The following is a 21,007-nucleotide window of genomic DNA, read 5'->3' on the forward strand; positions in this document are numbered from 1 at the left end:
AAACTCATCTCGATGCAGACGGGCGTCTTCGGCCGGCGGTTCGCGACCCGGTTCTCACCGGCCACGTTCGCCGTCGCGGTCCTCGTCGCCGTCGCGGTAGGAGCGGTGGTCCTGTGAACCGGCAAGCACAAGGTGTCGTCCTACTCCTGCTCGGCGGCGCCGTCCTCAAGGCCAGCCTGACCGACGTCTACCTGCGCTACGTCAAGGAAGGCCTGCGGCCGTTCCTGATCGCCGCGGGGGCCGTCCTCGTCGTCGCCGCCGTCATGACGCTCGTCCATGACCTGCGCCAGCAGTCGCGCGAGCCGGACGACTCGGACGACGGTCACGGGCACGGCCACCACGGCCCGGCGGTCGGCTGGCTGCTCGTCCTGCCCGTCCTCGGCCTGCTGCTGGTCGCGCCGCCGGCGCTCGGCGCGTTCGCCGCCGGACAGGCCGGCACCGCCCTGTCCAGCCAGGCCACCTCCGACTACCCGCCGTTGCCACCGGGCGATCCCGCCAAGATCAGCGTCCTGGAGTACGCGTCCCGCGCGGTCTACGACAACGGCACCTCCATCGGCGACCGCACGGTCCAGATGTCCGGCTTCGTCATCCCGGGCGAGAACGGTGAGCTGATGCTGGCCCGCATGGTCATGTCGTGCTGCGCCGCGGACGGCCGGCCCATCAAACTGGGCCTGACCGGAAGTGCGCCAGTCGACGTACCGGCCGACACCTGGATCGAAGTCACCGGGAAATACTCCGAGAAGGCCGGCACCGACCCGGTAAACGGCGAGCAGATCCCCTACGTCGACGTGCAGACCTGGGTGCAGGTCGAGCCGCCCCGCAACCAGTACCAGTGACGGTCAGGTCAATGCGCGCAGTTCGAGCGCGGTCCACGAGACGCGGTCCTCGAAGCCGCTGGACCACCACAGGAAACCACCTGAGTAGCGCACGCTGATCGCGTCGGACGCGACGGTCACGGTCGCGTCGCGGGCAATGTCGTAAATCTGTAGCGGTCGGCCCTGGGCGGCCCGGGACGCCGGGTCGAGCCCGGTCAGCACCTCGAACCGGTCGAGCACCGCGACGTCCGTGACCGGAAAGCCGACATCGGGCCCGGCGACCCGGCGGCGCTCGGTGCCGTCGACCCGGACCAGGTCGACCCGGCCCGAACTCCCGTCATCGACGACGATGGACCGGCACCACGTGGCGCCGCACGCCGGGAAGTCGGCCGGCCCGACGGTGAACTCCCGCGTCGCCCGGTCGAGCCGGTTCATCAGCACGATCCGGCCGCCGCCGACCGCGTCGGTGCTGTCCATCAGCCACGGCCAGGCGACCGGTGACCACAGCCGCGGTATCGTCGTGGTTCGCGGGTCACCGCCGTCCACGACGACCGATCGCAACTCGGTGGACGCGTCGTCACCCGGACCGATCGCCGTCCAGTGCAGGCGGCCGTCCACAATGGCCAGATCATAGGTGGAGTCGGTCTGACGCACGTCACCGGCGTCCGCGACGATCCTGCGCGGCGCGCCCTTCAGATCGCTGCCGATCACCCACATCGAGGTGGTACGCCGGCCGGACGCGTCCTCCGACGACTCGGCCCAGGCAACCCACCCGGTGCCGGACGTGAAGCCGAAGAACTGCGGAGCCGACTCCGCCGGCAGCCGCCGCAGTTCGAGGATCGCCCCCGCGTCGGGCACCACGAGGAGTTGCACGAACGCACCGTCCGCGGTGACCGCCGGGCCGATCGACGTCTTCACATCCACGAAGAAGCCGGGAGTGTAGGTACCGCCGTCTCCCAACGCGCTGGGCATCGAGGCTCGCGGGGCCGACGGCCACACCGAACCGACGCTGCGGGCAGGCGGTGACGCGCCGTCGCCGGCGGGCTCGGAGGGCTCGGGCGACGACCCCAATAGCCACGCCGCCGCCACGAGAGCGGCGACCAGCCCTGTCCACCGCACCTCGCGACGGGCGGCCGGCCGGGAGGCGGCGGAGCTGCTGACGACCACGGGTGTCTCCTGCCCTCGACGAACCGGACCGCAGACTATCCAACGATCCGACCGGGATCCGTCCTCTTGGGAACATGCGGTTATCGCGATATCGTGATACCGCAATCATAATGAAAATCACTTTCAGGTATCTTGTGGTGCGGGCGCGGTCTCGCCTAACGTCCTGCTGGTAATGAACCTCATTGTCAGTAAGCCGGACGTGGAAGGTGGCGATCCCGGTGCGCCATAAACGCGCGGGTCTAGTTGGTGCTGTGCTGGTGTCGATGGCCATGCTGGCGACGGCGTGCGGGTCCGGCGGAGACGAGGACGCGGCCGCGACGCCTTCTGCTGCCTCGCCTGCGGCCGGCGACGTGTCGGTTGTCGCGTCCACCAACGTGTACGGCGACATCGCCCGGCAGATCGCCGGCGACAAGGTGGCGGTCACGTCGATCATCAGCGACCCGTCCGCCGACCCCCACTCCTACGAGGCGAACACCCGCACGCAGCTCGCGCTTTCCAAAGCCGACGTGGTGATCGAGAACGGTGGCGGCTACGACGACTTCGTCGACACCATGCTCAAGTCGGCGAACAGCGACGCCAAGGTACTCAACGCCGTCCAGATCTCCGGTCATGTCGCGGCCGGTGGCGAGGAGCTCAACGAGCACGTCTGGTACGACCTGCCCTCGATGGGCAAGCTCGCGGACCAGATCGCCGGCGCCCTGTCGGCGGCCGACGCCGGCAACACCGCCACGTTCACCGCCAACGCGACCGCTTTCAAGCAGAAGCTCCAAGAGCTGGAATCCGTCGCCGCGCAGATCAGGACGGCGCACACCGGAGCGGGTGTGGCGATCACCGAGCCGGTGCCGGTCTACCTCCTGGAGGCGTGCGGGCTGACCAACAAGACGCCCGACGAGTTCAGCGAGGCGGTCGAGGAGGGCACTGACGTGCCCGCGAGCGTGCTCCAGGAAACCCTCGGCCTGTTCACCGGCAAGCAGGTCAAGCTCCTCGCCTACAACGAGCAGACCGCCGGCCCGGAAACCGAGAAGGTCCTCCAGGCCGCCAAGGACAACAAGGTCGGCGTGGTCCCGGTGACCGAGACGCTGCCCGCCGGCAAGGACTACCTGGCCTGGATGGCCGGGAACCTCGAGGCCGTCAAGACGGCGCTGGGCTGATGTCCGCTCCGGTGCTGGAGTTCGAGGACGCCGGGCTGAGCTTCGGGCCGCGGCGGCTCTGGTCCGGCCTGTCGCTGCGGGTCGAGCCGGGCGAGTTCGTCGCGGTGCTCGGCGCCAACGGCTCGGGCAAGACGAGCCTCGTGCGTGCCATCCTTGGACTCCAGCGCCTCAGCTCCGGCCGGATCCGACTGGTGGGCAGCCCGCCGCGGCGCGGCTCGGACGACATCGGCTATGTGCCACAGCAGCGGCGGATCGATCCCCTCACGCCCATGCGCGCCCGCGACATCGTCGGCCAGGGCCTCGACGGACACCGTTGGGGCCTCGGCCGGCAGGCCGGCCGCGCCGCACGGGTCAGGGCGGCGCTCGAGTCCGTCGACGCGGCCGCCTTCGCGGACCTGCCGATCGGGCTGCTCTCCGGCGGCGAGCAGCAGCGGGTACGCATCGCGCAGGCGCTCGTCGCCGACCCGGGCCTGCTGCTCTGCGACGAGCCGCTGCTCTCGCTCGACCTGCGCAGCCAACGGACCATCACCGCGCTGGTCGACCGGCGCCGCCGGGAGAAGGGCACCGCCGTCGTGTTCGTCACCCACGAGATCAACCCCGTGTTGCCCTATGTGGACCGTGTGCTGTACCTGGCTGACGGCCGGTTCCGGGTCGGCTCCGTCGAGGAGGTCTTCACCTCGACGACCATGTCCGAGCTGTACGGCGTACCGGTCGAGGTGGTACGGATCAACGGCCGCATCCTGGTCGCCGGCATACCGCAGGCCGACGAAGCGCACCATCACGAGAACGGCGCCGTCTCCGGAGCACGGCGTGGCTGACCCCGGGATCTGGTCGCAGGTTTTCAACTTCGCCGACTATGGCCAGTTGTTAGGTCTGGTCCACAACTCCTTGATCGCCGGCGCGGTTCTCGGGGTCGTCGGCGGCCTGATCGGCACGTTCGTAATGATGCGCGACCTGCCCTTCGCTGTGCACAGCATCAGCGAGCTGTCCTTCGCCGGCGCCTCGGGCGCTCTGCTGATGGGCGCCAACGTCGTGCTGGGCTCACTGTCCGGCTCGATCCTCGCCGCCCTGGTCATCGGCCTGTTGGGCAGCCGCGCCCGCGACCGCAATTCCATCATCGGCGTCCTGATGCCGTTCGGTCTAGGGCTCGGTGTGCTGTTCCTGGCCCTCTACAAAGGGCGAGCGGCGAACAAGTTCGGCCTGCTCACCGGGCAGATCGTCGCCGTGGACACGCCGCAGCTCTCGTGGCTGCTGGCCACGTCGGCGGTGGTCGTGGTCGGGCTGCTGGTGATCTGGCGACCGCTCGCCTTCGCCAGCACCGACCCTGAACTGGCCGCCGGCCGTGGTGTGCCGGTGGCCGCGCTGTCGACCATTTTCATGGTGCTGCTCGGGCTGACGGTCGCGATGTCGGTGCAGATCGTCGGCGCACTGCTCGTGCTCAGTGTCGTGTGCACCCCGGCTGCCGCCGCGATGCGGGTAACCGCCTCGCCGCTGCTGGTCACCGTCCTGAGCGTGCTGTTCGCCGTCGGCTCCGTCGTGGGCGGCATCCTGCTCGCCCTGGGTAGCACCATCCCGATCAGCCCGTACGTCACGACGATCTCGTTCCTGATCTACATCGTGTGCCGGATCGTGGGAGCGCGCCGGCAGCGACGGGGCTGGCAGGTCATCCCCCGTCCCCGAGCCCCGCTGCCCGCCGCGGTTCGCTGAGACTTTCGAAGGGGGCTTGGTGGCCGAGCCGGAGGGAGTCTTCACGAGCGAGGCGGTCGACGCCGTGACGGCCGTCCTGCAAGCGCTCGCCCTTCCGCTGCGCCTGCGGATCGTCCTGGACATCCTGGATCGCGAGGCGACGGCCGCGGACCTGGCCGATCGCCTCGATGTGGGCTACGGGACGCTGGCGCAGCACCTGCGGCACCTACGGCTGGCCGGACTCGTGCACCGGCGCCGGGCCGGCAGCCACGTCCGGTACGTCGCGGCCCCGTCCACGGCTGTCCTGGTCCGGGCGATACTCACGCAGGTCGCCCCCGAGGCAGGCTCGGGGGCGCCCATCAGCGGTGCACGCCCGCGACACTGAGCTCAGTTCGGGACGCCTTCCGGCTCACCATCGGCGGTGAAGGCCCCGCTGCCCTGCTCCGTCCGCAGATAGACGTGCTGATGGCCGAGCCCGGCATCGATGTTGAGCTGGTCCAGCTGAGCCGCCGCGACCGACCAGCCCACGGACGCGGTGCGCTGGGCCCGTTCGACCGATCGCAACAGCGCCGGCCGGTTCGCCGCCGGCACCTCCAGCGACATCGCGTAGAGGTCGACGGCCAGGGCGAAACCGTCCACCGCGGCCCGCAGGCCACCGCGCGCCACGTTCGTCGCGGTCGTTCCAGAGGGGCTGTCGGCGTGTGCGTGGACGAGACCGTCGACGGTCGCCTTCCAGGCGCCGACCTGCGCCGCCGACGCCGGGCGGGTGCCGGCGGCGGCCGTGTCCAGCTCCGTGAGCAGCTTTCCGAGCGCTTCCTGCGACGCGCGCGCCACGGTCGTCAGCTCCTTGATCTGGGCGAGGTCGCGTACCGCTTCCTGCTTTCTGATCTCCTCGACGGCCCGGCTCGTCGCGTCCGGCCGGCCGGCCAGGAAGCCGCTCCCACCGCCGACGATCAGGAGGGCCGCCGCGGCCACGATGGCCGCAATCAGCGGGACGCGGCGCCGACGCTGCTGTTCGTCGCGCCGGACGTAGGAAGGCTTGCCGGTCTTGCGCGACATCCGGTCTCCCGTCGTGGGGCGACGAGGGCCGGCCGCCGCTGCCGGCACGGTAACGCGTACCGGCGGCCGCCATCAAGAGACGCACATGATTATCAGAAGCTTTTGCGGGGCCGGGCTCGGTGAGCCCGGCCCCTCCGTTCGGCGATCAGCCGGCGAGCACCTGGAACGTGAAGGCTCTGGAACCGGAGGTGACGGTCGCACCGGTGGACGCGAGCACGCCGGTGACGCTGAAGGTGACGGTGTACGTGCCCGCGGCGTCGAAGGCCCAGTTCACGTGCGAGTGGGTCAACCGGGGCAGCGCGAGGGTGTCGGGTAGGCCGTTGCCGCTGTCGAACAGCACCGTGGGCGTTCCGCCGGACGCGGTGTAGATGCTGAAGCCGGCCGGTCCGCCGACCGCGGTGAGACGGAACGTCACCTTGTCGTCGACGAACACGCCGGCGGGGATCTCGGTGGTGTTCCAACCGGCCCAGAGCAGGCCGGGCACGCTGTTCTGCGGCAGGACCCAGGCCGTGCCACCGGTACCGAGGAAGGACCAGGCGGGCGTGCCCGGGATGCTGGTGAGTCTGGCGGCGACCGGCACGCGGAACGTGACGTCGGACGGGTTCCGTTCGACCGCGGTCGTGCCGGTCTCGTCGAGGACCCGCAGGACGAGCGCGCCACCGCTGTAGTCGACGTCGAGGATGTCGACGTGACCGCTGGTCAGTGTCACGGGCGCGGCGTGCGCCGGAGTCGCGACGGACCCGACGATCAGCGCGGCGAGCAGCAGCGGCGCCAGTACCCGCCTCATGCCTTGACCTCGAAGCGGTAGAGACCCGCGTCGGCGACCGTCCGACCCGTCGCGGCGAGCTTGCCGGTGACCGCGACGGCGATCCGGTAGGTGCCAGGCTTCTCGAAGGCCCAGTTCGCGTGCAGGTGGTCGCCGGTGGACAGGGCGAAGGTGTCGGGCTGGCCGTCGCCGGTGTCGACCAGGATGTCGGCCGGCAGACCGAACGCGTTCTCGGTGTAGACGGCGACGTCACCCGGGCCCAGCACGGCGAACGTCACGTTGACCGTGTCGGCGCGCAGGACGCCGGCGTCGATCTCCTCGGTGCCGAGCCCGGCCCAGATCAGGTCCGGATTCTGGGTCTGCGGCAGGATCCAGACCGGATCACCGGCGTCGCCCAGGAACGCGTACGCGGTATCGGTCGGCACGCTGGTGCGCGCGGACGGACGGACGCGGAGCGTGACGTCCTCGGGCGCCCGCTCCTCGCCCGGCTCGACGCTCTCGTCATGGACGTGCAGGTGCAGATCGCCGTCCTCGACGGCCACGCCGACCACGTCGACGTGGCCGTGGTCGATCACGATCAGGCCGCCGGCCTGTGCCGGTGCGGCGGTGGTGGCCACCACGGCGGCCGCGAGCATGCTCGACGCGACGAGCACCCGGATGGAGCTTCGCACAGTCGCTCTCCTCCCCATGGTCCCCAGTGGACCAGAATATGAACACGATAATCGTTTTCATTTAGGAGCGATAGGTGTGCCAGGGAGGAGAGTTCGTGATGTCAGGCGTCGCCTTCTGACCGGGAGACGGTCAGCGCGCGCAGGCCGAGCAGGTGCCGAAGATCTCGAGCGTGTGCGCGATGTCGGTGTAGCCGTGCTGGTCGGCGACCTTCTCCGTCCAGCGTTCCATGGCCGGGCCTTCGATCTCGACCGTCCGGCCACACATGCGGCACACGAGGTGATGGTGGTGCCGGGATCGCGAGCACTGCCGGAACAGCTGCTCGCCGTCAGGCGTCCGCGTCGCGTCGACCTCGCCGGTCTCGACCATGCGCTGGAGGGTGCGGTAAACGGTGGTCAGGCCCACCTTGGCGCCACGCTCGCGAAGGAGCCCGTGCAACTGCTGCGCGGTGAGGAAGTCGTTGACCTCCTGGAGCAGAGCGGTCACTTCGGTGCGCTGCCGCGTGGTGCGGGCGGGGGTTGGCGTCGAGCCGTTCACCAGGGAGTTCCTCCTGTTCCGACGCGCGACCCTATCACATATGCGCAAACCGCTATCATTCCGCCGGCGACCGCGTGATCGCGGTCGCCGGCGGATCTCGTGGCTCCGGCGCCTCAGCCCTCGACCCCCCGGCGCCGCCGGGCCCCGACCACGAGCACTCCCCCGCCGACGACCAGTCCGCTCCCGAGCAGGGCGGCGGCGATCGTCCACGATGCTCCGGTCTGGGCGAGGCGTCCTCCTTCGCCGCCGCTGCCGGGATCGCCGCCCGGCGCGCCGAACGCGCCATCGGGGTCGACGTCGCCGACCGCGATATTGAGCGTCCTGCGGTCGACCAACGCCTTGCCGTCCTTGGCTGTGCCCGCCATCTCGACGCCGAGGTGGTAGATCCCGGGCCTGGTGAAGGCCCAACTGCCGTGCGCGTGCGTGTTGGGCGGGATCGCGAGCTGCTGTGGCAGCTTCCTCCCGCTGTCGAAGAGCACCTCGGGCCGGCCGAAGGAGCCCGTCAGGAACAGCTTGAACTGGCCAGGGCCGGTGACGCTGGTGAGCCGCCAGGTGACCGCTCCCCTGGTCCCGTTGACGACCGACGGGTCCTGCGTGTTCCAGCCTGGCCAGACGATGCCGGCCTGCTGCGCCTGCGGCAGCATCCACACGTCGGAGCCGGCCCGGCCGAGGAAGGCGTACTCGGAACCGGCCGGCACCTTGATCTTCGCCTTGTCGACGACGTGCAGGACGACGTCGGACAGGTTCCGCCAGGCGGCCGGACTCGTGGTGTCGTCGCGGAGCCGGATCGTCCAGCTGCTGCCGTTCAACGAAGGGCCCATGTCGACGTGGCCGTCGGCGATCACCTTTCGCCCGCTCGCGGGCGCGCCCTTCGGCGGCGGCGCGGGCGCTACGACCCGAGGCGGCGGCGCGGGCGCCGCGACCCCCGGCGCGTTCTTCGCCTCCGCGGCCCGTCGCGGCGCGGCGGGTGACGGCTTCGCCTCCGGTGGGGCGGCGGTCTCCGAAACGCTGATCGGTGGGACCTCCACCCGGAAGGTGGCCTCGTCGCGCAGCTCTCGACCGCCCCGCTCACGACCCGTGACGGCGAGCGCGACCTGGTACGAGCCAGGTGTGTCGAACGCCCAGAGCACGCCTCCGCGACGGTGGCCGGCACGCAGCACGGTCGTCGTTGGTTCGCTCGCCGCGCTGCCCAGGAGCAGGTCGACGGCGCCCAGGCCGCTCTGCGCGTACGCGTGGAACTGGCCGGGACCGTCGACACCCACGAGCTCGACGGTGAGGGTGTCGTCGGCCAACCGTCCTGTGGGGACGCCGGTGGCATCGAACGCGGGAAAGTCCCCGTCCGCGGCCAGCACCCATACCGGCGTGCCCGGTGGCCCGAGGAACGACAAGCGGTCAGGTGCTGTCCCGGTGAAGCCGTCGCCGGCGTCGAGCGTGACGTGCGACGGGTCGGTCCCCGGGTGGCCGGCACGGACCTGACCGGCGTCCCGCGTGTTGAGCACCAGCCCGTCGGACTCGACGCGGACGGACACGAGGTCAGCGCCGGCGACGGACAGTGTTCGCGGCTCGGCCCTGGCCGGAAGGGGGCCGGACAGCGCGGTGACGCCGGCCACGCAGATGATCGCGGCCGCGGTTCGCTTCATGATTTCGTTCCTCCCATGGACGTGGCGGACAGTGCCTCGGCGCGACCGGCGTCCCGGGCCGCGGCGAGCGCGCGCCTTCTGACACGCCGGCGCCACCACACGAACCAGCCCATGCCGGCCACGAGCAGCAGCACGGCGATCTGCGGCCAGGGCGGCGCCCACAGGGACGTCGTGGTCGTCGCCGTCGGCGCGGCCGTGCCCGGTGGGTCCACGATCGCCGGCGCGGGGTCGAACTCCACCGTCAGTCGGATCAGGGGCAGGACCCCGTCCGCGCGTACGGTGGTGAGCACCTCACCGCCGGGCAGGATCTCCGGCACCGGATCCGTGCGGGCGACCCGACGGCCGACACCGAACGGGCCGGCGATCGTCGTCACTGGCTGCCCGGTGAGCCGGACGTTGCCGGTGTTGCGGATCCGGTAGGTGGCGGTGACGACGCCGCCGCCGATCGGGTCGACGGTGCCGGTCCAGCGCGCCGCGACGCGCTCGACCTCGAGCGCCGGCCGCACCTCACCCGTGACGCGCAGGTAGACGCGCGTGCCGACGCGCCGGTCCACCTTCACCTGGCCGCCTTCGGCGGTGGCCGCGGTGGTCGCCACGGCCGCGACGATGCCGCCGGCGTGGTCGCCCGGTGTGGCGTTCTTCGGCACGGACAGACGGAAAGGCACGTCCATGCGGGACTTCGAGGGGATCGTGAGCCGGGCGAACCTGCTGTCGAACGACACCCAGCTGCCGACGCCGGTCGGCTCGCGCGCCGCCGGGAGCAGGTCGAAGCCGCCCTGCTCGGTGGTGAACGCGTCGCTGGCGTACAGGTCGAGGGTGATCGGCGCGGCCGAGTAGTTGGAGACGGCCGCGTAGTCGGTCAGGGTCGCACCGGGGTCGAGCTTGTAGGTGAAGGCGGGGCGGCCGTCCGGCCCGCTCCTGGTCGACGGCGCGATGCCCCATGTCTGTGGGGTCGTGGGTTCGGCCTGCGCCGCCGCCCCGACCGGCAGTGAACCGGCCAGGGCGGCGACGACCGCTGTCGCGAGCAGGCGCATGGTCAGATAGCGGTCAGCGTCAGCGTCGCGGCGTACTGTCCCGCGGCGGTCTCGCTGGGCAGCTCGAGCCGCAACTCCGCGCCGAGCTGCGCGGTGCCGCGGCCACTGCCGGCCGGCGCCGCACCCAGCACCGCCCCGCGGCTGAGTCCGTTGCCGGTCGTGAAGCCCGGTGCGGCCACCGGACCGGCGACGACGCCCTGTCCCTGCGCCTGGCCGAGGACCTGTGGGGTCCAGCCCAGGTATCTGCCGGCGAAACCACCGCCGGCGTTGGCGGCGAAGTCGGACACCGAGCCGGAGGCGTTCCAGCCCGGTCGGGTCGCCCTCGTGTCGGTCACCGTCACCGGCCGCAGCGCGCCCGAGGTCTCCAACCGGTCACCGCTGGCACCGACGGTGGCCGGCGGCAGGTTCACCGTGCGGTCGTCCGGATCCACACTGAGCACCAGGGCGCCGTCGGTCTCCCGGATCGTCGCGGTGATCGACTGGCTGGAGCCCGGGTCGCCGGGGTTGCCCTCCTCCTCGACCACGAGCGTGACCGGGTCGGCTTCGGCCACCGCCCGGTGGTCGTCGTCGTAGAGAACAGCCTTGTACTGGCAGCCGTCCAGGTCCGCTGTCGCGGTGAACTGGTACGAGAAGGTCAGCTCACCGGACACGACCGCGAAGTCCGCCGCTCCGGGGCACTTGCTGAACCAGTGGAAGTGGTCCAGGTCGGTCTCCACGTCGGTCATCGCCACCAGGTTGACCTGCTGCCCCGGCCGGTAGCTGTCCGCCAGGCCGTAGACGTCGAGCTGGAGGTCCGGATCGGTCCCGTCTCCGACGAGGAACGTGTAGTCGACCGGGCCGGTCGACAGCTTCGTCCCGTCGGTGAGCGTCGCGTCGGCCTGGAACCTCAGGGTGTAGGTGCCGGTGGCGCTGAACGCCCAGTTCGCGTGGGCGTGGGTGTGCACCGGCACGTCCAACGCGTCGGGCAGGCCGTCGTCGGTGCGGAACTTGTGCAGCGGCATGCCGATGGCGTCGGACATGAACACCCAGACGTCGCCGGGCCCGTCGACGTCGACGAGGCTCAGCTTGACCGAGTCACCGGCGAACACCCCACCGGGCAGCGTCGTGGTGTTCCAGCCCGGCCAGAGCAGGTTGGGGTCCTGCACCTGGGGCAGGAGCCAGACGGTGGCACCGGGCTCCCCCAGAAAGCTGTACTGGGGGATGTCGGGCACCTGCACGGCGGAGGCCGGCAGGGCGTGGAACGTGACGTCCGCCGGGTCGCGCATGACCGAAGGCTCGACGGTGTCGTCGTGCACCTCGAGGCTCAGTGCCCCGTTCTCGTAGTGGACGTCCACCGCGTCGGTGTGGCCCTGCGACAGGACCACCTTCTCCGCGGCGGCGGCCGGAGCCGCACCGATCGCCATGCCGGCCAGCAGGGCGGCGGCGGTCGCGGCGACCGTCAACGATCGCCCGCGCGCTCGTACTCTCATCCCTCCCCTTCCTAATTGGAAATGAGAACCATTTTCATTACGGGCGGACGGTAGCACGCGTCATGCGTGCTGTCGAGAACGATCAGGTGGCCGACAGGCGTGCGGCGATCAGGCCGTGCCGGGGCGCGAAAACCCAGGCGACCAGGAACGCCGCGGTGAGGACGAGGACGATCGTCCCGCCCACCGGCAGGTCCCACGACCACGAGACGTAGAGTCCGACCAGCGCCGACAGGCCACCCAGCGCGGGCGCGAGCACCATCATCACGCCGAGGCGGTCGGTCAGGAGCCTGGCGGTCGCGGCCGGTGTGACCAGCAGCGCGAGCACCAGGATGTTGCCGATGGTCTGCACCGAGATCACCACCGCCAGCGTGACCAGCACGTACAGGGCGATGTCGAGCCAGAACGTCCGCAGGCCGGTCGCCCGGGCCATCTCGCGGTCGAGGGTGACCGCCACGAACTCCTTGTGCAGCAACAGGATGGCCAGTATGACGCCCAGACCGGTGAGCACCACCACGTAGACGTCGCGATCCGGGATGCCGGTGATCGAGCCGAACAGGAACTGCTGCAGGGAGCCGGCGTAGCCGGGCGCGCGCGAGATGACGACGATGCCCAGCGCGAACGCCGAGACGAAGAACACGCCGATGACGGAGTCCTCCTTGAGCCGGCGATTCTGTGCGAAGACCGCGACCAGGACCGCGGTGACCACGCCGGCGACCGTGCCGCCCAGCACGAGGTTGCCGGACACGACGAACGCCACCGCCAGCCCCGGGAACACGGCGTGTGCGACCGCGTCACCGATGAACGCCATGCCTCGCAGGACGACGTAGGTGCCCACGACACCGCAGACGATCGCCGCCACGACCGCGATCACCAACGCCTTCGGCAGGAAGGCCAGGTCAGGGTTGAACAGGTCGCGAAGGAAGTCGACCGGAGACATCTCACGCTCCCCGCTCGGCGGGCACGCCGCCGTCGATCCCGATGCTCGCCAGCAGCGGGCTGCGCTCGCTCACGCCGAACGCCTCCATCCACACGCGACGATCACGCAGGTCGCCGGGCCGGCCGAACGCGACCACCGTGCGGTTGAGCAGAGCCAGACGGTCGCAGGTGTGCACCGCGGACGCGAGGTCGTGCGTGGCCATGACGACGGCGTTCTCGCGCGCCAGGGCGGTGAACAGCTCGCCGAGCACCTCCTGCGTGGGCATGTCGAGACCGGTGAACGGTTCGTCGAGCAGCAACACCCGCGGGCGCAGCACCAGGGCCCGGGCTACCAGGACCCGCTGCCGTTGGCCGCCGGACAGCTCGGCGACCGGCCGTCGGCGCAGGTCGGTCATCCGTACCCGCTCGAGGGCGTCGCCGACCGCACGCCAGTGCTCCACTCCTGGGCGCCGGAACAGGCCGATGCGCCGCGCCAGGCCGGTCATCACCGCGTCCTGGACAGAGACCGGGAAATCCCAGGTGAACGCGTGGCGCTGCGGCACGTAACCGATCGGTGAGCGGCCAGGGCGGACCGGCCGGTCCGCCACCATGATGCGCCCCTGCCTCGTGCGTACGAGCCCCAGCACCGCCCGCAACAGGGTGGTCTTCCCCGCGCCGTTCGGTCCGACGAGGCCGACCAGTTGGCGGTCTTCGACGTGGAGGTCGACGTCGCGCAGGACAGGCCGTCGGCCGAGATCGACGTCGACGTGTTCGAGAGACAGGACGGCGGTCACGGCTGCTCTTCCTGCTCCGCGCGGCGCCGGACGCGCCTGCTCCGCCAAGCGACCCAGACGAGTCCCGCCGCGACGACGGCGCCCGCCACGGCCACGCCGGAGGTCAGCAGGTGCGACCCACGCTCCGGTGGGTCGGCTTTCCTGTCCGGGGCAACGGCGGACGGCAACGGGTTCGTGAACGTCGCGGCGAAGGCGGCGTCGGCGGTGGTCCCGTCGCCGACTGCGAATCTGAGCACCTCGCGTGCCGTGACCGTGACCCCGCCCGCCAACTCCGCGGTGAACTCGACCGTCGCCAGATAGACGCCGGGACGGGCGAACACCCAGTTCGCATGCGTGTGTGTGTTGGTCTCGACCCAGACCGGCTGCGGGTACGGCTGCCGGCTGCTCCACAGCACGTCCGGGGCGTCGAGACTGCCGGACTGCAGGAACACCGTCAGGGCCCCGGGGCCCTGGACGCCGAGCAGGCTCATCGTCACACCCCGGGCGACAGCGTCCATGACTCCGGGATCCTGCGTGTTCCAGCCCACCCAGACGACGTCCGGATCCTGCGTCTGCGGGATCACGTGCACCGGCGTACCCGGCTCCTGGTCGAGGAACGCGTACGCGGGATCGTCGGGCACGTCCTGGACCGCGGCGTCCGGCACGCGGATCACCGCGTCGCGCGGCGAGCGCCACACCGCTGGCACGACCGTGTCGTCGTGCACCAGGACCGTCCACTCACCGTCGTGATAGCGCGGTCCGATGTCGACGTGGCCCGCGCCCAACTCCGCCCGCCCCGCCGTCACCGTCTGGTCGGCCGCGACCCGCTGGTCGAGATCGTCGGGGGACGGCGACGGCGCGAGGGCGAGAGCGAGCACGGCCAGGACGCCGAGTGTTCTCATGTGCTGGGTCTCCCAATCAGGTCAGGCATCGCTTGAGCGAGTCGGCGTTGAACCGCATCATCCGCACGTACGTGGTCACCGTGTCGTCGAAGGCGTCGCCGTAGATGGCGCACACCTGTCGTCGTTGCTCCTTGGCCACCTCGGCCAATGTGGACGATCGCGCGGCGAGGTTCGGTTCGAGGAACACCGCGCGTACGTGCAGGTTGCGGATCGTCTCGGTCAGCTTCCGCCGGTCCGCCAGGCTCGGCTCGACGGCCGGGTTCGGCGTGACGAAACCGGCGACGGGAATCTGGTACGCGTGCGCGAGATAGCCGAACGCATCGTGGGTGGTGACCAGATAGCGCTGGGATGGCGGGATCGACGCGATCGTCTCCGCGACATAGGCGTCCAGCGCGCTCAACTCGGCCAGGTAGGTCTCCGTGTTGCGGCGGTAGGTGCTCGCCCCGGCCGGGTCGGCGGCGGTCAGCGTGTCCCGGATGAGCTCCACGTACGCCTGCGCGTTGCCGACGTCCTGCCACAGGTGCGGGTCGATCTCGCCGTGCACGTGCCGGCCGAGCACCGCCTGCGGGAGTTGATAGACCTGCTGCCCCGGACGGCCGAGGAACCGGTAACCGCGCCCGGCCGGCACCTCCTTCAGCGCCTTGGCCGGCACCTCGATCACCGTGGTCGCGGGGTCGTACACCTCCTGGTTGACCTCGCCGCCGCCGTGCGGGTCCGCGTAGAGGTGCAACCGCCCGCTGTCGAGGTCGACCGCGATGTCCGCGTGGCCGGCCGCGAGCACGGTCGGCGCCGGGATGCCGGTTGCCGAATGCGGGTCGACACCGACGGCGAAGGTGAAGGTTTGCGTCCCGATGTCGACCGGTCTGGCGTCGTGGGCGACCCGCAGCTTCGCCGACATCGTGAGCCGGTAGACACCGGGCGCCGTGAAGGCCCAGCTCATGTGGGTGTGCGCGGCGGGCGGAAGGGTCGCCGTGTCGTCCCGGTAGCCGTCGGACGCGTCGAAGCCGTCCGCGGAGTTGACGTAGAAGACCGGGTCACCGAACGACTCCGTCAGGTACGCGACCAGGGCGCCAGGGCCGGACACGTCAGTCGCCGAGATCAGCACGTCGGATGCCCGGTTCGCGCCGTGCTGCGCGCCGGTGCCCCGTACCCGCAGACCCAGCCAGATGGTGTCCAGGGAGACGTCCTCGACCAGCGGGATGATCTCGGCCGCGTACTTCGACGCACCTTCGGCCAGCGAGATGTTCGGGATGCCGTCGCGGAGGTTGGCGTCCAGCGCCTTGATGACGTTCTGGGCCTCCAGCAGCAGGTAGTTGCTGAACGCGACGTCGGCGTACACGATGTTGCGCACGTCGCGCAGGCTCGGCTCGTAGACGTGCGAATCGGCCTTGTCCGGCACCACCGAGTCCACGACCACCCGGTCGCCGCCCACGTTGCGCACCAGGTCAGCCAGGATCCCTGTCGTCGTGACCACCTGGAGCCGGTCGGTGGAAGGGCTGAACGCCACGGGCGCTGTGCAGGCCCCGAGTAACACGGCCGACCCCGCGGCGATCGCCGATACCGCCGCGCGCCGCCACTGCCTGGACGTTGCCATCCGGACGCACTCCTCCCGCCTCTCCGAGCGAAAATGAAAACCGTTTTCGCATCGTACGGCCCGGTGCGCGTGTTGCAAAGCGGGGGCGGCTACGGTTGCCCGCGTGAACGAACCGGCGCCGGAGTCGCCGCCGCGCCGGCCGCGGCCGCCGGCGCGCAGCGTCCTCGCGTTGGTCGCGGCACTGGCGGCGACAGGGGCGCTGGTGGCGCAGACACCCGAAGGGCCCCGCGCCCCGCAACCGCCACCGCCGGCGGTCGGAACCGTGTGGCCGCAGGCTCAGCGCGCGGACGTTCCCGGTGTGCTGGCCGACGGTGACTCGTACAACCCCACCTTCTTCGTCGACGCCCGGACCTCCGCGGGCACCGCCGTCGACGCCGGCGGCAAGGCGGTGCGTCTCGTGCTGCGCGCGGCCGACGGCACCGTGCGGGTGCTCCGCCAAGTCCCGGCTGCGACTGGCCCGCAGTTCGCGGCGTTCGCCCGCCTGGGCAACCAGTTGGTCTGGGCGGAGACGGACGGGACGGCCCGGACCGCGCTATGGCGCGCCGACCTGTCCGGCGGCAGACCGCGCAAGATCACCGACGACACCGGCTGGGCGACCTTCGCCGGCTCGGACTACGACATCGTCTGGCATGCCGGCCGACTGTTCTGGACAGCGACCGCGCCGGGCGACCAACGGGCGACCGAAGTGCGGTCCGTCCCCGTCGACGGCGGGCCGGTCGAGGTTCGCACGGAGCAGGGCGAGTGGACCCTGTCCCGCTGGCCGTGGCTGGTCAACGCGAGCAGCGGCCAGGTTCGGTTACGCAACCTCGACACCGCTCGGGTCATCGACGTCGACGCGGGCCAAGACCGCCTAGGTCAATGTGGACCGACCTGGTGTCGTGTGTACGTACTGTCCGGCGACGACCCGGCCCGCACGGAGCTGATACGTCCTGACGGATCCGAGCGGCTGCGAATAGCCGACGACGGCGCGACCGCCTCGATCGTCGACGTGGCACCACTCGACCGCTTCGAGATCCTCTCAAAGGACTCGAGCACGCTGGGCGCCGCGATCGGCGGACAGGAGCTGCTCGTGTACGACCTCAAGAACAGGCGGACGATCCTGGTCGCCACAGCGGCGACAAGTGTGTCCTATCGAGCCGGTGTGCTGTGGTGGTCCACCAACTCTCTCGGACTCCTCTCCTGGCACACGCTCGACCTGCGCACGGTCTGACATCGACGGCGCAGGTCCGCCCACGTCGGGCGCCGCGGCCGCCCGGGCTCTCACGAATTACCCAATCGTCAGTGGGACCTTCGTCTGCCGGGTCTGCGCCATCGAACACCTTCGACACGTATCGCGAGGGTTACAAGTGGCCCGACAGACGTACAACCAGCCTGATCTCGCGCCTCGCGCGAGGTCACTTGAACCCGGATGTTCGTAGGCGGGCAGCCGTCGTCTCTCGGTGCTACCTAGATGACAACACGACGCGCTGTTCGATCACGATCTTGCCCAGTTGCTGATCATCGGTTTAAGATGTTCTGCGGGTTCCCGGCGGCGCACCAAAAGCATCCAAACTAGTGGGGCGGGAACCGGAACGTGAGTTTCGGTGCCTGCCCTTTCTGGTTTCTCGGTCCCTGACCGACCGCGGCCGCCGCGCGATCCGCCTCGACGACTGGCGCCTCGCCGATCTGCCCGTTGACGTCGGCCCTCAGCGGTAGCCGCGCTTGAGCAGGTATTTGGCTCCTGCCGCAAAGCCCTCGGGGCTGAGCACGTCGAAGCCGAACGCGTCGGCGAGCTTTGCGGTGGTGGTAAAGGCCGCACAGACGGCCAGGGCGTCCTTGATCTGTTGCGGTGAGGCGCCCGCTGCCAGCACCTGGCGCATGTCGTCGGCGCTGACGCCGCCGTCGCGGGTGAGCGTGCCGAGCATCCGCAGCGTCGCCCGCAGTGGCTCCTCGATCGGCGCCGACTCCAGGTCGGTGAGGACGGCGGTGACTCGTGGCGCGTCCTGGTACGCGAGGCGGGCGGTCGCCGTGTGTGCGCCGATGCAGAACGCGCTCTCGTTCACCTTGGCCACGTAGGCCGCCATCAGTTCACGGTCGCCGACCGACCAGTCGGACGGACCGCGCATCGCCTCGTGGGTGAACGCTTTCGCCTTCTCGCCGTAGAAGTCCGGGCGGTAGAAGACGAGCTTGGCCGCGTCTGGCACCGGCTGCCGGGAGAACAGGCGGATGACGCCGAAGAGCAGCTTGGTGCCAGGGCTGTAGCCGCTATTGAGGATCTCGAGCCGCATTGCCCGCACCTCCATCCGCGGTCGCCTCGGCCAGCGCCGCGAGGCCGGCTTCGTACAGCCGGTTCGACTGACCGACCGCCGCACACACCACCAACTCGAAGATCTGGTCCTCGCTGAGCCCGGACGCCTTCGCGGCGGCGATGTCGGCATCGGTAAGCCGCACCGGGCTCCGTACGACGTTGTGGACCAACGCGTCCATGGGTGGTGAGGTGCCGTCGTTGTGGAAGGCCTGTGCACGCAGCTCCGCGGACGCGGTGCCAGCTCCGTTCAAGACGCGATCAACCAACGCTTGCTGCGCGGCTCGCTTGTCGTCCCCATCCGGCATGACGTATCCGGCTCCTCTGGTGTCGCCTTCACGCTCTGTATACACCTACCCCTGATCAGGCTCGGCTCGGTGCCCACGGAGTGGTCGCGCTTTGCTGACATGCCGCGGAGTTCGTCCGGACCAGGAGCACGTTTTCGGCCGTCAGCGTAGGGCCATTCGATGGGCGCTCCCGGCTACCGTGCTGACGGTGTCGCCGAGTATTGGTATCCGGATCAAGACACACCGTCGCTGTCCTTGGAATGTGCGGAGTCGGCGGCTACCTGCCGGACTCGATGATCCAGCAACAGATCGCCGTGCTGAACGACTCGTACGACGGCGGCACGGTCGGCGGCGCGGCCACCCCGTTCGCCTTCCGACTCCAGTCGATCACCCGCAACGTGCGGCCGGAGTGGTACCCCATCGTCTACGGATCCTCCGCCGAGCGGGCGATGAAGGCCGCGCTGCGGGTCGGCGGCAAGGACACCCTCAACATCTACACCGGCGAGCTCAGCGACGACCTGCTCGGCTGGGCGACCTTCCCGCAACGCAAGCTGCACAGCTCCGACGGCGTCGTGATCCTCGGCGAGTCCATGCCCGGTGGCAGCGCCGGGATCTACAGCCTCGGCGACACGGCGACGCACGAGGTGGGCCACTGGCTGAACCTCTACCACACCTTCCAGGGTGGGTGCGGCAAGAGCGGCGACCAGATCGCCGACACGCCCGCCGAGGCCGAGCCCGCGTTCAACTGCCCGACCGGCCGCGACACCTGCACGGCCGCGGGCCTCGACCCGATCACCAACTTCATGGACTACAGCCAGGACTCCTGCATGTACCAGTTCACCGCGGGCCAGTCCGCACGCATGACCGATGCCTGGGCCGCGTACCGCGCACCCTGAGCCGCTGGACCCGTGCCCGGGCCGGGCGACTGGCCCGGTCCGACCGGCCCGGGCACGGTCACCACGCGTCGGTTCGTCCTGGGTCCGCGCTGGGTACATCACCGGTCGTGGATGCCCTCATCTTCGGTGCCATCGCCTCGAGCGCGTTGGTGATCGGTGCTGTCGTGGGCGCCAAGGTGCGGATGCCGAAGCGGGTGCTGGCCGCGATGCTGGCGTTCGCCGCCGGGGCGCTGATCACCGCGCTGGCCTTCGAGCTTTTCGAGGACGCGTACGAGCACGGCGGGATCTGGCGGGCGGCCCTCGGCCTGGTCGCCGGTGCGGTCATCTTCACCATGCTGAGCGCCTGGTTGGACCGGCTCGCCGAAGGGCCGCACGAGCAGCGGCACGGCAGCGAAAAGCTGGATCCGGACGCGGCCGCCACCGACCGCGCCCCGACCACCGCCTCGACGTCCGGTGCGGCCGGCTTCGCCCTGCTCGCGGCGGTCACCCTCGACGGCGTCCCGGAGAACGTGGCCCTCGGGGTGTCGCTGGGTGAAGGAACCAGCGGCCTGGCCCTGCTGGCCGCCATCTTCGTGTCGAACTTCCCCGAGGCACTGGTCGGCAGCGCGTCCATGCGGGAACAGGGTCGGAGCCCGGCCTTCATCCTCGGCACCTGGTGCGCGTGCGCCGCCCTGCTCACCGCGGCCGTGGTCCTCGGCGCGGGCCCGCTGTCCGCGTCGTCGCCCGAGACGATCTCGCTGCCCCTCGCCTTCGCGGCCGGTGCGGTGCTGGCCTCGCTGGCCGACACGCTGATGCCCGAGGCGTACGAGAAGGGCGGACCGCTCGTCGCACTGAGCACGACCGCTGGGTTCGTCCTCTCCTTCGTCCTCGCGACACTCTGACCGCGGGAGCCTGTCCCCACACACTTTCCGCTCGCCAGTCGGCGCAACTCCTGCGATCCGACGAGCAAGCTCACCGGGCTTCGTTGGCCTTCTGGTAGTGCTCGTCGTTCAGGCGCTCGAGCCACGTCGTCGGGTCCGCACCGTCCGGCAGCGATTCGAGCATGGCCAGGTGGCTCATGAACGTCTCCGCCGCCGCCCCGTGCCAGTGCTCCTCGCCCGGTGGGCAGACGACGGTGTCGCCGGCGCGGACGCGGACCACGTTGCCGTCGCGGGTGCCGACCAGGCCGACGCCGTCGGTGACGTGGAGTGTCTGGCCGACGGCGTGGGAGTGCCAGTTCGTGTGGGCGCCGGGCGTGAACCGCACGAGCGCGACCGTCATCCGCGACGGACCGGTTCCGGCGTAGATCGGGGTCAGGTAGACGTCGCCGGTGAAGTTCTGGGCGGGCGTCTTCACGGTGGGGTCAACAGGCCGCAGTTCCATG

22 protein-coding genes and 1 pseudogene are annotated in these 21,007 nt (G+C 70.5%); 8 read left to right on the forward strand and 15 right to left on the reverse strand.

What is annotated here, in order from left to right:
• The first annotated feature begins 113 nt into the window (after nucleotides 1-113).
• Nucleotides 114-836 (forward strand): TIGR03943 family putative permease subunit, encoded by a 723-nt coding sequence (locus tag Asi02nite_RS20500; RefSeq protein WP_203715262.1) that lies wholly within the window; start codon nucleotides 114-116, stop codon nucleotides 834-836.
• Nucleotides 837-839: 3 nt separating this feature from the next.
• On the opposite strand, the gene Asi02nite_RS20505 is transcribed toward Asi02nite_RS20500, so the two are convergent.
• On the reverse strand, nucleotides 840-1,739 hold the full coding sequence (locus Asi02nite_RS20505) for a hypothetical protein (protein ID WP_203715264.1): 900 nt from the start codon (nucleotides 1,737-1,739) through the stop codon (nucleotides 840-842).
• 449 nt (nucleotides 1,740-2,188) lie between these two features.
• Here Asi02nite_RS20505 and Asi02nite_RS20510 point away from each other — a divergent pair, with 449 nt between their 5' ends.
• The 4 genes from Asi02nite_RS20510 to Asi02nite_RS20525 are packed head-to-tail and all read left to right on the forward strand — an operon-like array spanning nucleotide 2,189 to nucleotide 5,204.
• The gene (locus tag Asi02nite_RS20510) at nucleotides 2,189-3,133 is read left to right on the forward strand and encodes a metal ABC transporter solute-binding protein, Zn/Mn family (RefSeq protein WP_239126852.1); all 945 of its coding nucleotides are present in this window, start codon (nucleotides 2,189-2,191) and stop codon (nucleotides 3,131-3,133) included.
• A complete protein-coding gene (locus tag Asi02nite_RS20515) occupies nucleotides 3,133-3,951 on the forward strand; it encodes a metal ABC transporter ATP-binding protein (RefSeq protein WP_203715271.1) in 819 nt (272 codons plus the stop codon). Before Asi02nite_RS20510 ends, Asi02nite_RS20515 begins: the two co-directional genes overlap by 1 nt.
• Nucleotides 3,944-4,840 carry a metal ABC transporter permease gene (locus Asi02nite_RS20520; RefSeq protein WP_239126853.1) on the forward strand — a complete coding sequence of 299 codons (897 nt, stop codon included), beginning with the start codon at nucleotides 3,944-3,946 and terminating at the stop codon, nucleotides 4,838-4,840. The genes Asi02nite_RS20515 and Asi02nite_RS20520 overlap by 8 nt, the downstream gene beginning before the upstream one ends.
• 19 nt (nucleotides 4,841-4,859) lie before the next feature.
• Nucleotides 4,860-5,204: an ArsR/SmtB family transcription factor gene (locus Asi02nite_RS20525; protein ID WP_203715273.1), complete on the forward strand. Its 345-nt coding sequence runs from the start codon at nucleotides 4,860-4,862 to the stop codon at nucleotides 5,202-5,204.
• Nucleotides 5,205-5,206: 2 nt separating this feature from the next.
• On the opposite strand, the gene Asi02nite_RS20530 is transcribed toward Asi02nite_RS20525, so the two are convergent.
• The 11 genes from Asi02nite_RS20530 to Asi02nite_RS20580 all read right to left on the reverse strand — a co-directional run bounded on the left by Asi02nite_RS20530 (nucleotide 5,207) and on the right by Asi02nite_RS20580 (nucleotide 16,177).
• Nucleotides 5,207-5,878: a hypothetical protein gene (locus tag Asi02nite_RS20530; RefSeq protein WP_203715274.1), complete on the reverse strand. Its 672-nt coding sequence runs from the start codon at nucleotides 5,876-5,878 to the stop codon at nucleotides 5,207-5,209.
• Between the two features lie 145 nt (nucleotides 5,879-6,023).
• Complete coding sequence (locus Asi02nite_RS20535; RefSeq protein WP_203715275.1) at nucleotides 6,024-6,665, reverse strand: choice-of-anchor M domain-containing protein; 642 nt, start codon at nucleotides 6,663-6,665, stop codon at nucleotides 6,024-6,026.
• Nucleotides 6,662-7,315: a choice-of-anchor M domain-containing protein gene (locus Asi02nite_RS20540; RefSeq protein WP_203715276.1), complete on the reverse strand. Its 654-nt coding sequence runs from the start codon at nucleotides 7,313-7,315 to the stop codon at nucleotides 6,662-6,664. The genes Asi02nite_RS20535 and Asi02nite_RS20540 overlap by 4 nt, the downstream gene beginning before the upstream one ends.
• Before the next feature lie 130 nt (nucleotides 7,316-7,445).
• Nucleotides 7,446-7,850, reverse strand: a complete 405-nt coding sequence (locus Asi02nite_RS20545) for a Fur family transcriptional regulator (RefSeq protein ID WP_203715277.1) — start codon at nucleotides 7,848-7,850, stop codon at nucleotides 7,446-7,448.
• Nucleotides 7,851-7,963: 113 nt separating this feature from the next.
• Nucleotides 7,964-9,490 carry a TIGR03773 family transporter-associated surface protein gene (locus Asi02nite_RS20550; RefSeq protein ID WP_203715278.1) on the reverse strand — a complete coding sequence of 509 codons (1,527 nt, stop codon included), beginning with the start codon at nucleotides 9,488-9,490 and terminating at the stop codon, nucleotides 7,964-7,966.
• Entirely contained in the window at nucleotides 9,487-10,524 is a 1,038-nt protein-coding gene (locus tag Asi02nite_RS20555; RefSeq protein WP_203715280.1) for a WxL protein peptidoglycan domain-containing protein, read from the reverse strand. The genes Asi02nite_RS20550 and Asi02nite_RS20555 overlap by 4 nt, the downstream gene beginning before the upstream one ends.
• Nucleotides 10,525-10,526: 2 nt before the next feature.
• Entirely contained in the window at nucleotides 10,527-11,993 is a 1,467-nt protein-coding gene (locus tag Asi02nite_RS20560) for a choice-of-anchor M domain-containing protein (RefSeq protein WP_203715281.1), read from the reverse strand.
• Between the two features lie 82 nt (nucleotides 11,994-12,075).
• Nucleotides 12,076-12,930: an anchored repeat-type ABC transporter permease subunit gene (locus tag Asi02nite_RS20565; RefSeq protein ID WP_203715283.1), complete on the reverse strand. Its 855-nt coding sequence runs from the start codon at nucleotides 12,928-12,930 to the stop codon at nucleotides 12,076-12,078.
• A 1-nt stretch (nucleotide 12,931) separates the two neighbouring features.
• A complete protein-coding gene (locus Asi02nite_RS20570) occupies nucleotides 12,932-13,702 on the reverse strand; it encodes an anchored repeat-type ABC transporter ATP-binding subunit (protein ID WP_203715285.1) in 771 nt (256 codons plus the stop codon).
• Nucleotides 13,699-14,583 carry a choice-of-anchor M domain-containing protein gene (locus tag Asi02nite_RS20575; protein WP_203715287.1) on the reverse strand — a complete coding sequence of 295 codons (885 nt, stop codon included), beginning with the start codon at nucleotides 14,581-14,583 and terminating at the stop codon, nucleotides 13,699-13,701. The genes Asi02nite_RS20570 and Asi02nite_RS20575 overlap by 4 nt, the downstream gene beginning before the upstream one ends.
• 16 nt (nucleotides 14,584-14,599) lie before the next feature.
• Nucleotides 14,600-16,177 carry an anchored repeat ABC transporter, substrate-binding protein gene (locus Asi02nite_RS20580; protein ID WP_203715296.1) on the reverse strand — a complete coding sequence of 526 codons (1,578 nt, stop codon included), beginning with the start codon at nucleotides 16,175-16,177 and terminating at the stop codon, nucleotides 14,600-14,602.
• 103 nt (nucleotides 16,178-16,280) lie between these two features.
• On the opposite strand from Asi02nite_RS20580, the gene Asi02nite_RS20585 reads away from it, so the two are divergent.
• Nucleotides 16,281-17,387 (forward strand): TolB-like translocation protein, encoded by a 1,107-nt coding sequence (locus Asi02nite_RS20585; protein WP_203715298.1) that lies wholly within the window; start codon nucleotides 16,281-16,283, stop codon nucleotides 17,385-17,387.
• A 475-nt stretch (nucleotides 17,388-17,862) separates the two neighbouring features.
• Here Asi02nite_RS20585 and Asi02nite_RS20590 read toward each other — a convergent pair whose 3' ends face one another.
• Both Asi02nite_RS20590 and Asi02nite_RS20595 read right to left on the reverse strand, forming a co-directional pair.
• Nucleotides 17,863-18,444: a carboxymuconolactone decarboxylase family protein gene (locus tag Asi02nite_RS20590; RefSeq protein WP_203715300.1), complete on the reverse strand. Its 582-nt coding sequence runs from the start codon at nucleotides 18,442-18,444 to the stop codon at nucleotides 17,863-17,865.
• Nucleotides 18,422-18,769, reverse strand: coding sequence for a carboxymuconolactone decarboxylase family protein (locus Asi02nite_RS20595; protein ID WP_203715302.1), 348 nt, complete (start codon nucleotides 18,767-18,769; stop codon nucleotides 18,422-18,424). Before Asi02nite_RS20595 ends, Asi02nite_RS20590 begins: the two co-directional genes overlap by 23 nt.
• A gap of 251 nt (nucleotides 18,770-19,020) precedes the next feature.
• Here Asi02nite_RS20595 and Asi02nite_RS20600 point away from each other — a divergent pair.
• Together Asi02nite_RS20600 and Asi02nite_RS20605 are read left to right on the forward strand one after the other, a co-directional pair.
• A pseudogene (locus Asi02nite_RS20600) lies at nucleotides 19,021-19,644 on the forward strand (zinc metalloprotease); the annotation flags it as partial.
• Between the two features lie 107 nt (nucleotides 19,645-19,751).
• Nucleotides 19,752-20,525, forward strand: coding sequence for a ZIP family metal transporter (locus tag Asi02nite_RS20605; RefSeq protein ID WP_203715306.1), 774 nt, complete (start codon nucleotides 19,752-19,754; stop codon nucleotides 20,523-20,525).
• Between the two features lie 70 nt (nucleotides 20,526-20,595).
• Here Asi02nite_RS20605 and Asi02nite_RS20610 read toward each other — a convergent pair whose 3' ends face one another.
• Nucleotides 20,596-21,006, reverse strand: coding sequence for a (R)-mandelonitrile lyase (locus Asi02nite_RS20610; RefSeq protein ID WP_203715308.1), 411 nt, complete (start codon nucleotides 21,004-21,006; stop codon nucleotides 20,596-20,598).
• Nucleotide 21,007 lies beyond the last annotated feature (1 nt).

This window comes from Asanoa siamensis, assembly GCF_016862555.1.
Taxonomy (GTDB): Bacteria; Actinomycetota; Actinomycetes; order Mycobacteriales; family Micromonosporaceae; genus Asanoa; species Asanoa siamensis.

Coding starts and splice junctions, on each gene's coding strand:
- Asi02nite_RS20515 (WP_203715271.1), top strand. CDS start 3,133: ATGTCCGCTCCGGTGCTGGAGTTCGAGGACGCCGGGCTGAGCTTCGGG.
- Asi02nite_RS20530 (WP_203715274.1), bottom strand. CDS start 5,878: ATGTCGCGCAAGACCGGCAAGCCTTCCTACGTCCGGCGCGACGAACAG.
- Asi02nite_RS20535 (WP_203715275.1), bottom strand. CDS start 6,665: ATGAGGCGGGTACTGGCGCCGCTGCTGCTCGCCGCGCTGATCGTCGGG.
- Asi02nite_RS20550 (WP_203715278.1), bottom strand. CDS start 9,490: ATGAAGCGAACCGCGGCCGCGATCATCTGCGTGGCCGGCGTCACCGCG.
- Asi02nite_RS20555 (WP_203715280.1), bottom strand. CDS start 10,524: ATGCGCCTGCTCGCGACAGCGGTCGTCGCCGCCCTGGCCGGTTCACTG.
- Asi02nite_RS20560 (WP_203715281.1), bottom strand. CDS start 11,993: ATGAGAGTACGAGCGCGCGGGCGATCGTTGACGGTCGCCGCGACCGCC.
- Asi02nite_RS20565 (WP_203715283.1), bottom strand. CDS start 12,930: ATGTCTCCGGTCGACTTCCTTCGCGACCTGTTCAACCCTGACCTGGCC.
- Asi02nite_RS20575 (WP_203715287.1), bottom strand. CDS start 14,583: ATGAGAACACTCGGCGTCCTGGCCGTGCTCGCTCTCGCCCTCGCGCCG.
- Asi02nite_RS20580 (WP_203715296.1), bottom strand. CDS start 16,177: ATGGCAACGTCCAGGCAGTGGCGGCGCGCGGCGGTATCGGCGATCGCC.
- Asi02nite_RS20590 (WP_203715300.1), bottom strand. CDS start 18,444: ATGCGGCTCGAGATCCTCAATAGCGGCTACAGCCCTGGCACCAAGCTG.
- Asi02nite_RS20595 (WP_203715302.1), bottom strand. CDS start 18,769: ATGCCGGATGGGGACGACAAGCGAGCCGCGCAGCAAGCGTTGGTTGAT.
- Asi02nite_RS20610 (WP_203715308.1), bottom strand. CDS start 21,006: ATGGAACTGCGGCCTGTTGACCCCACCGTGAAGACGCCCGCCCAGAAC.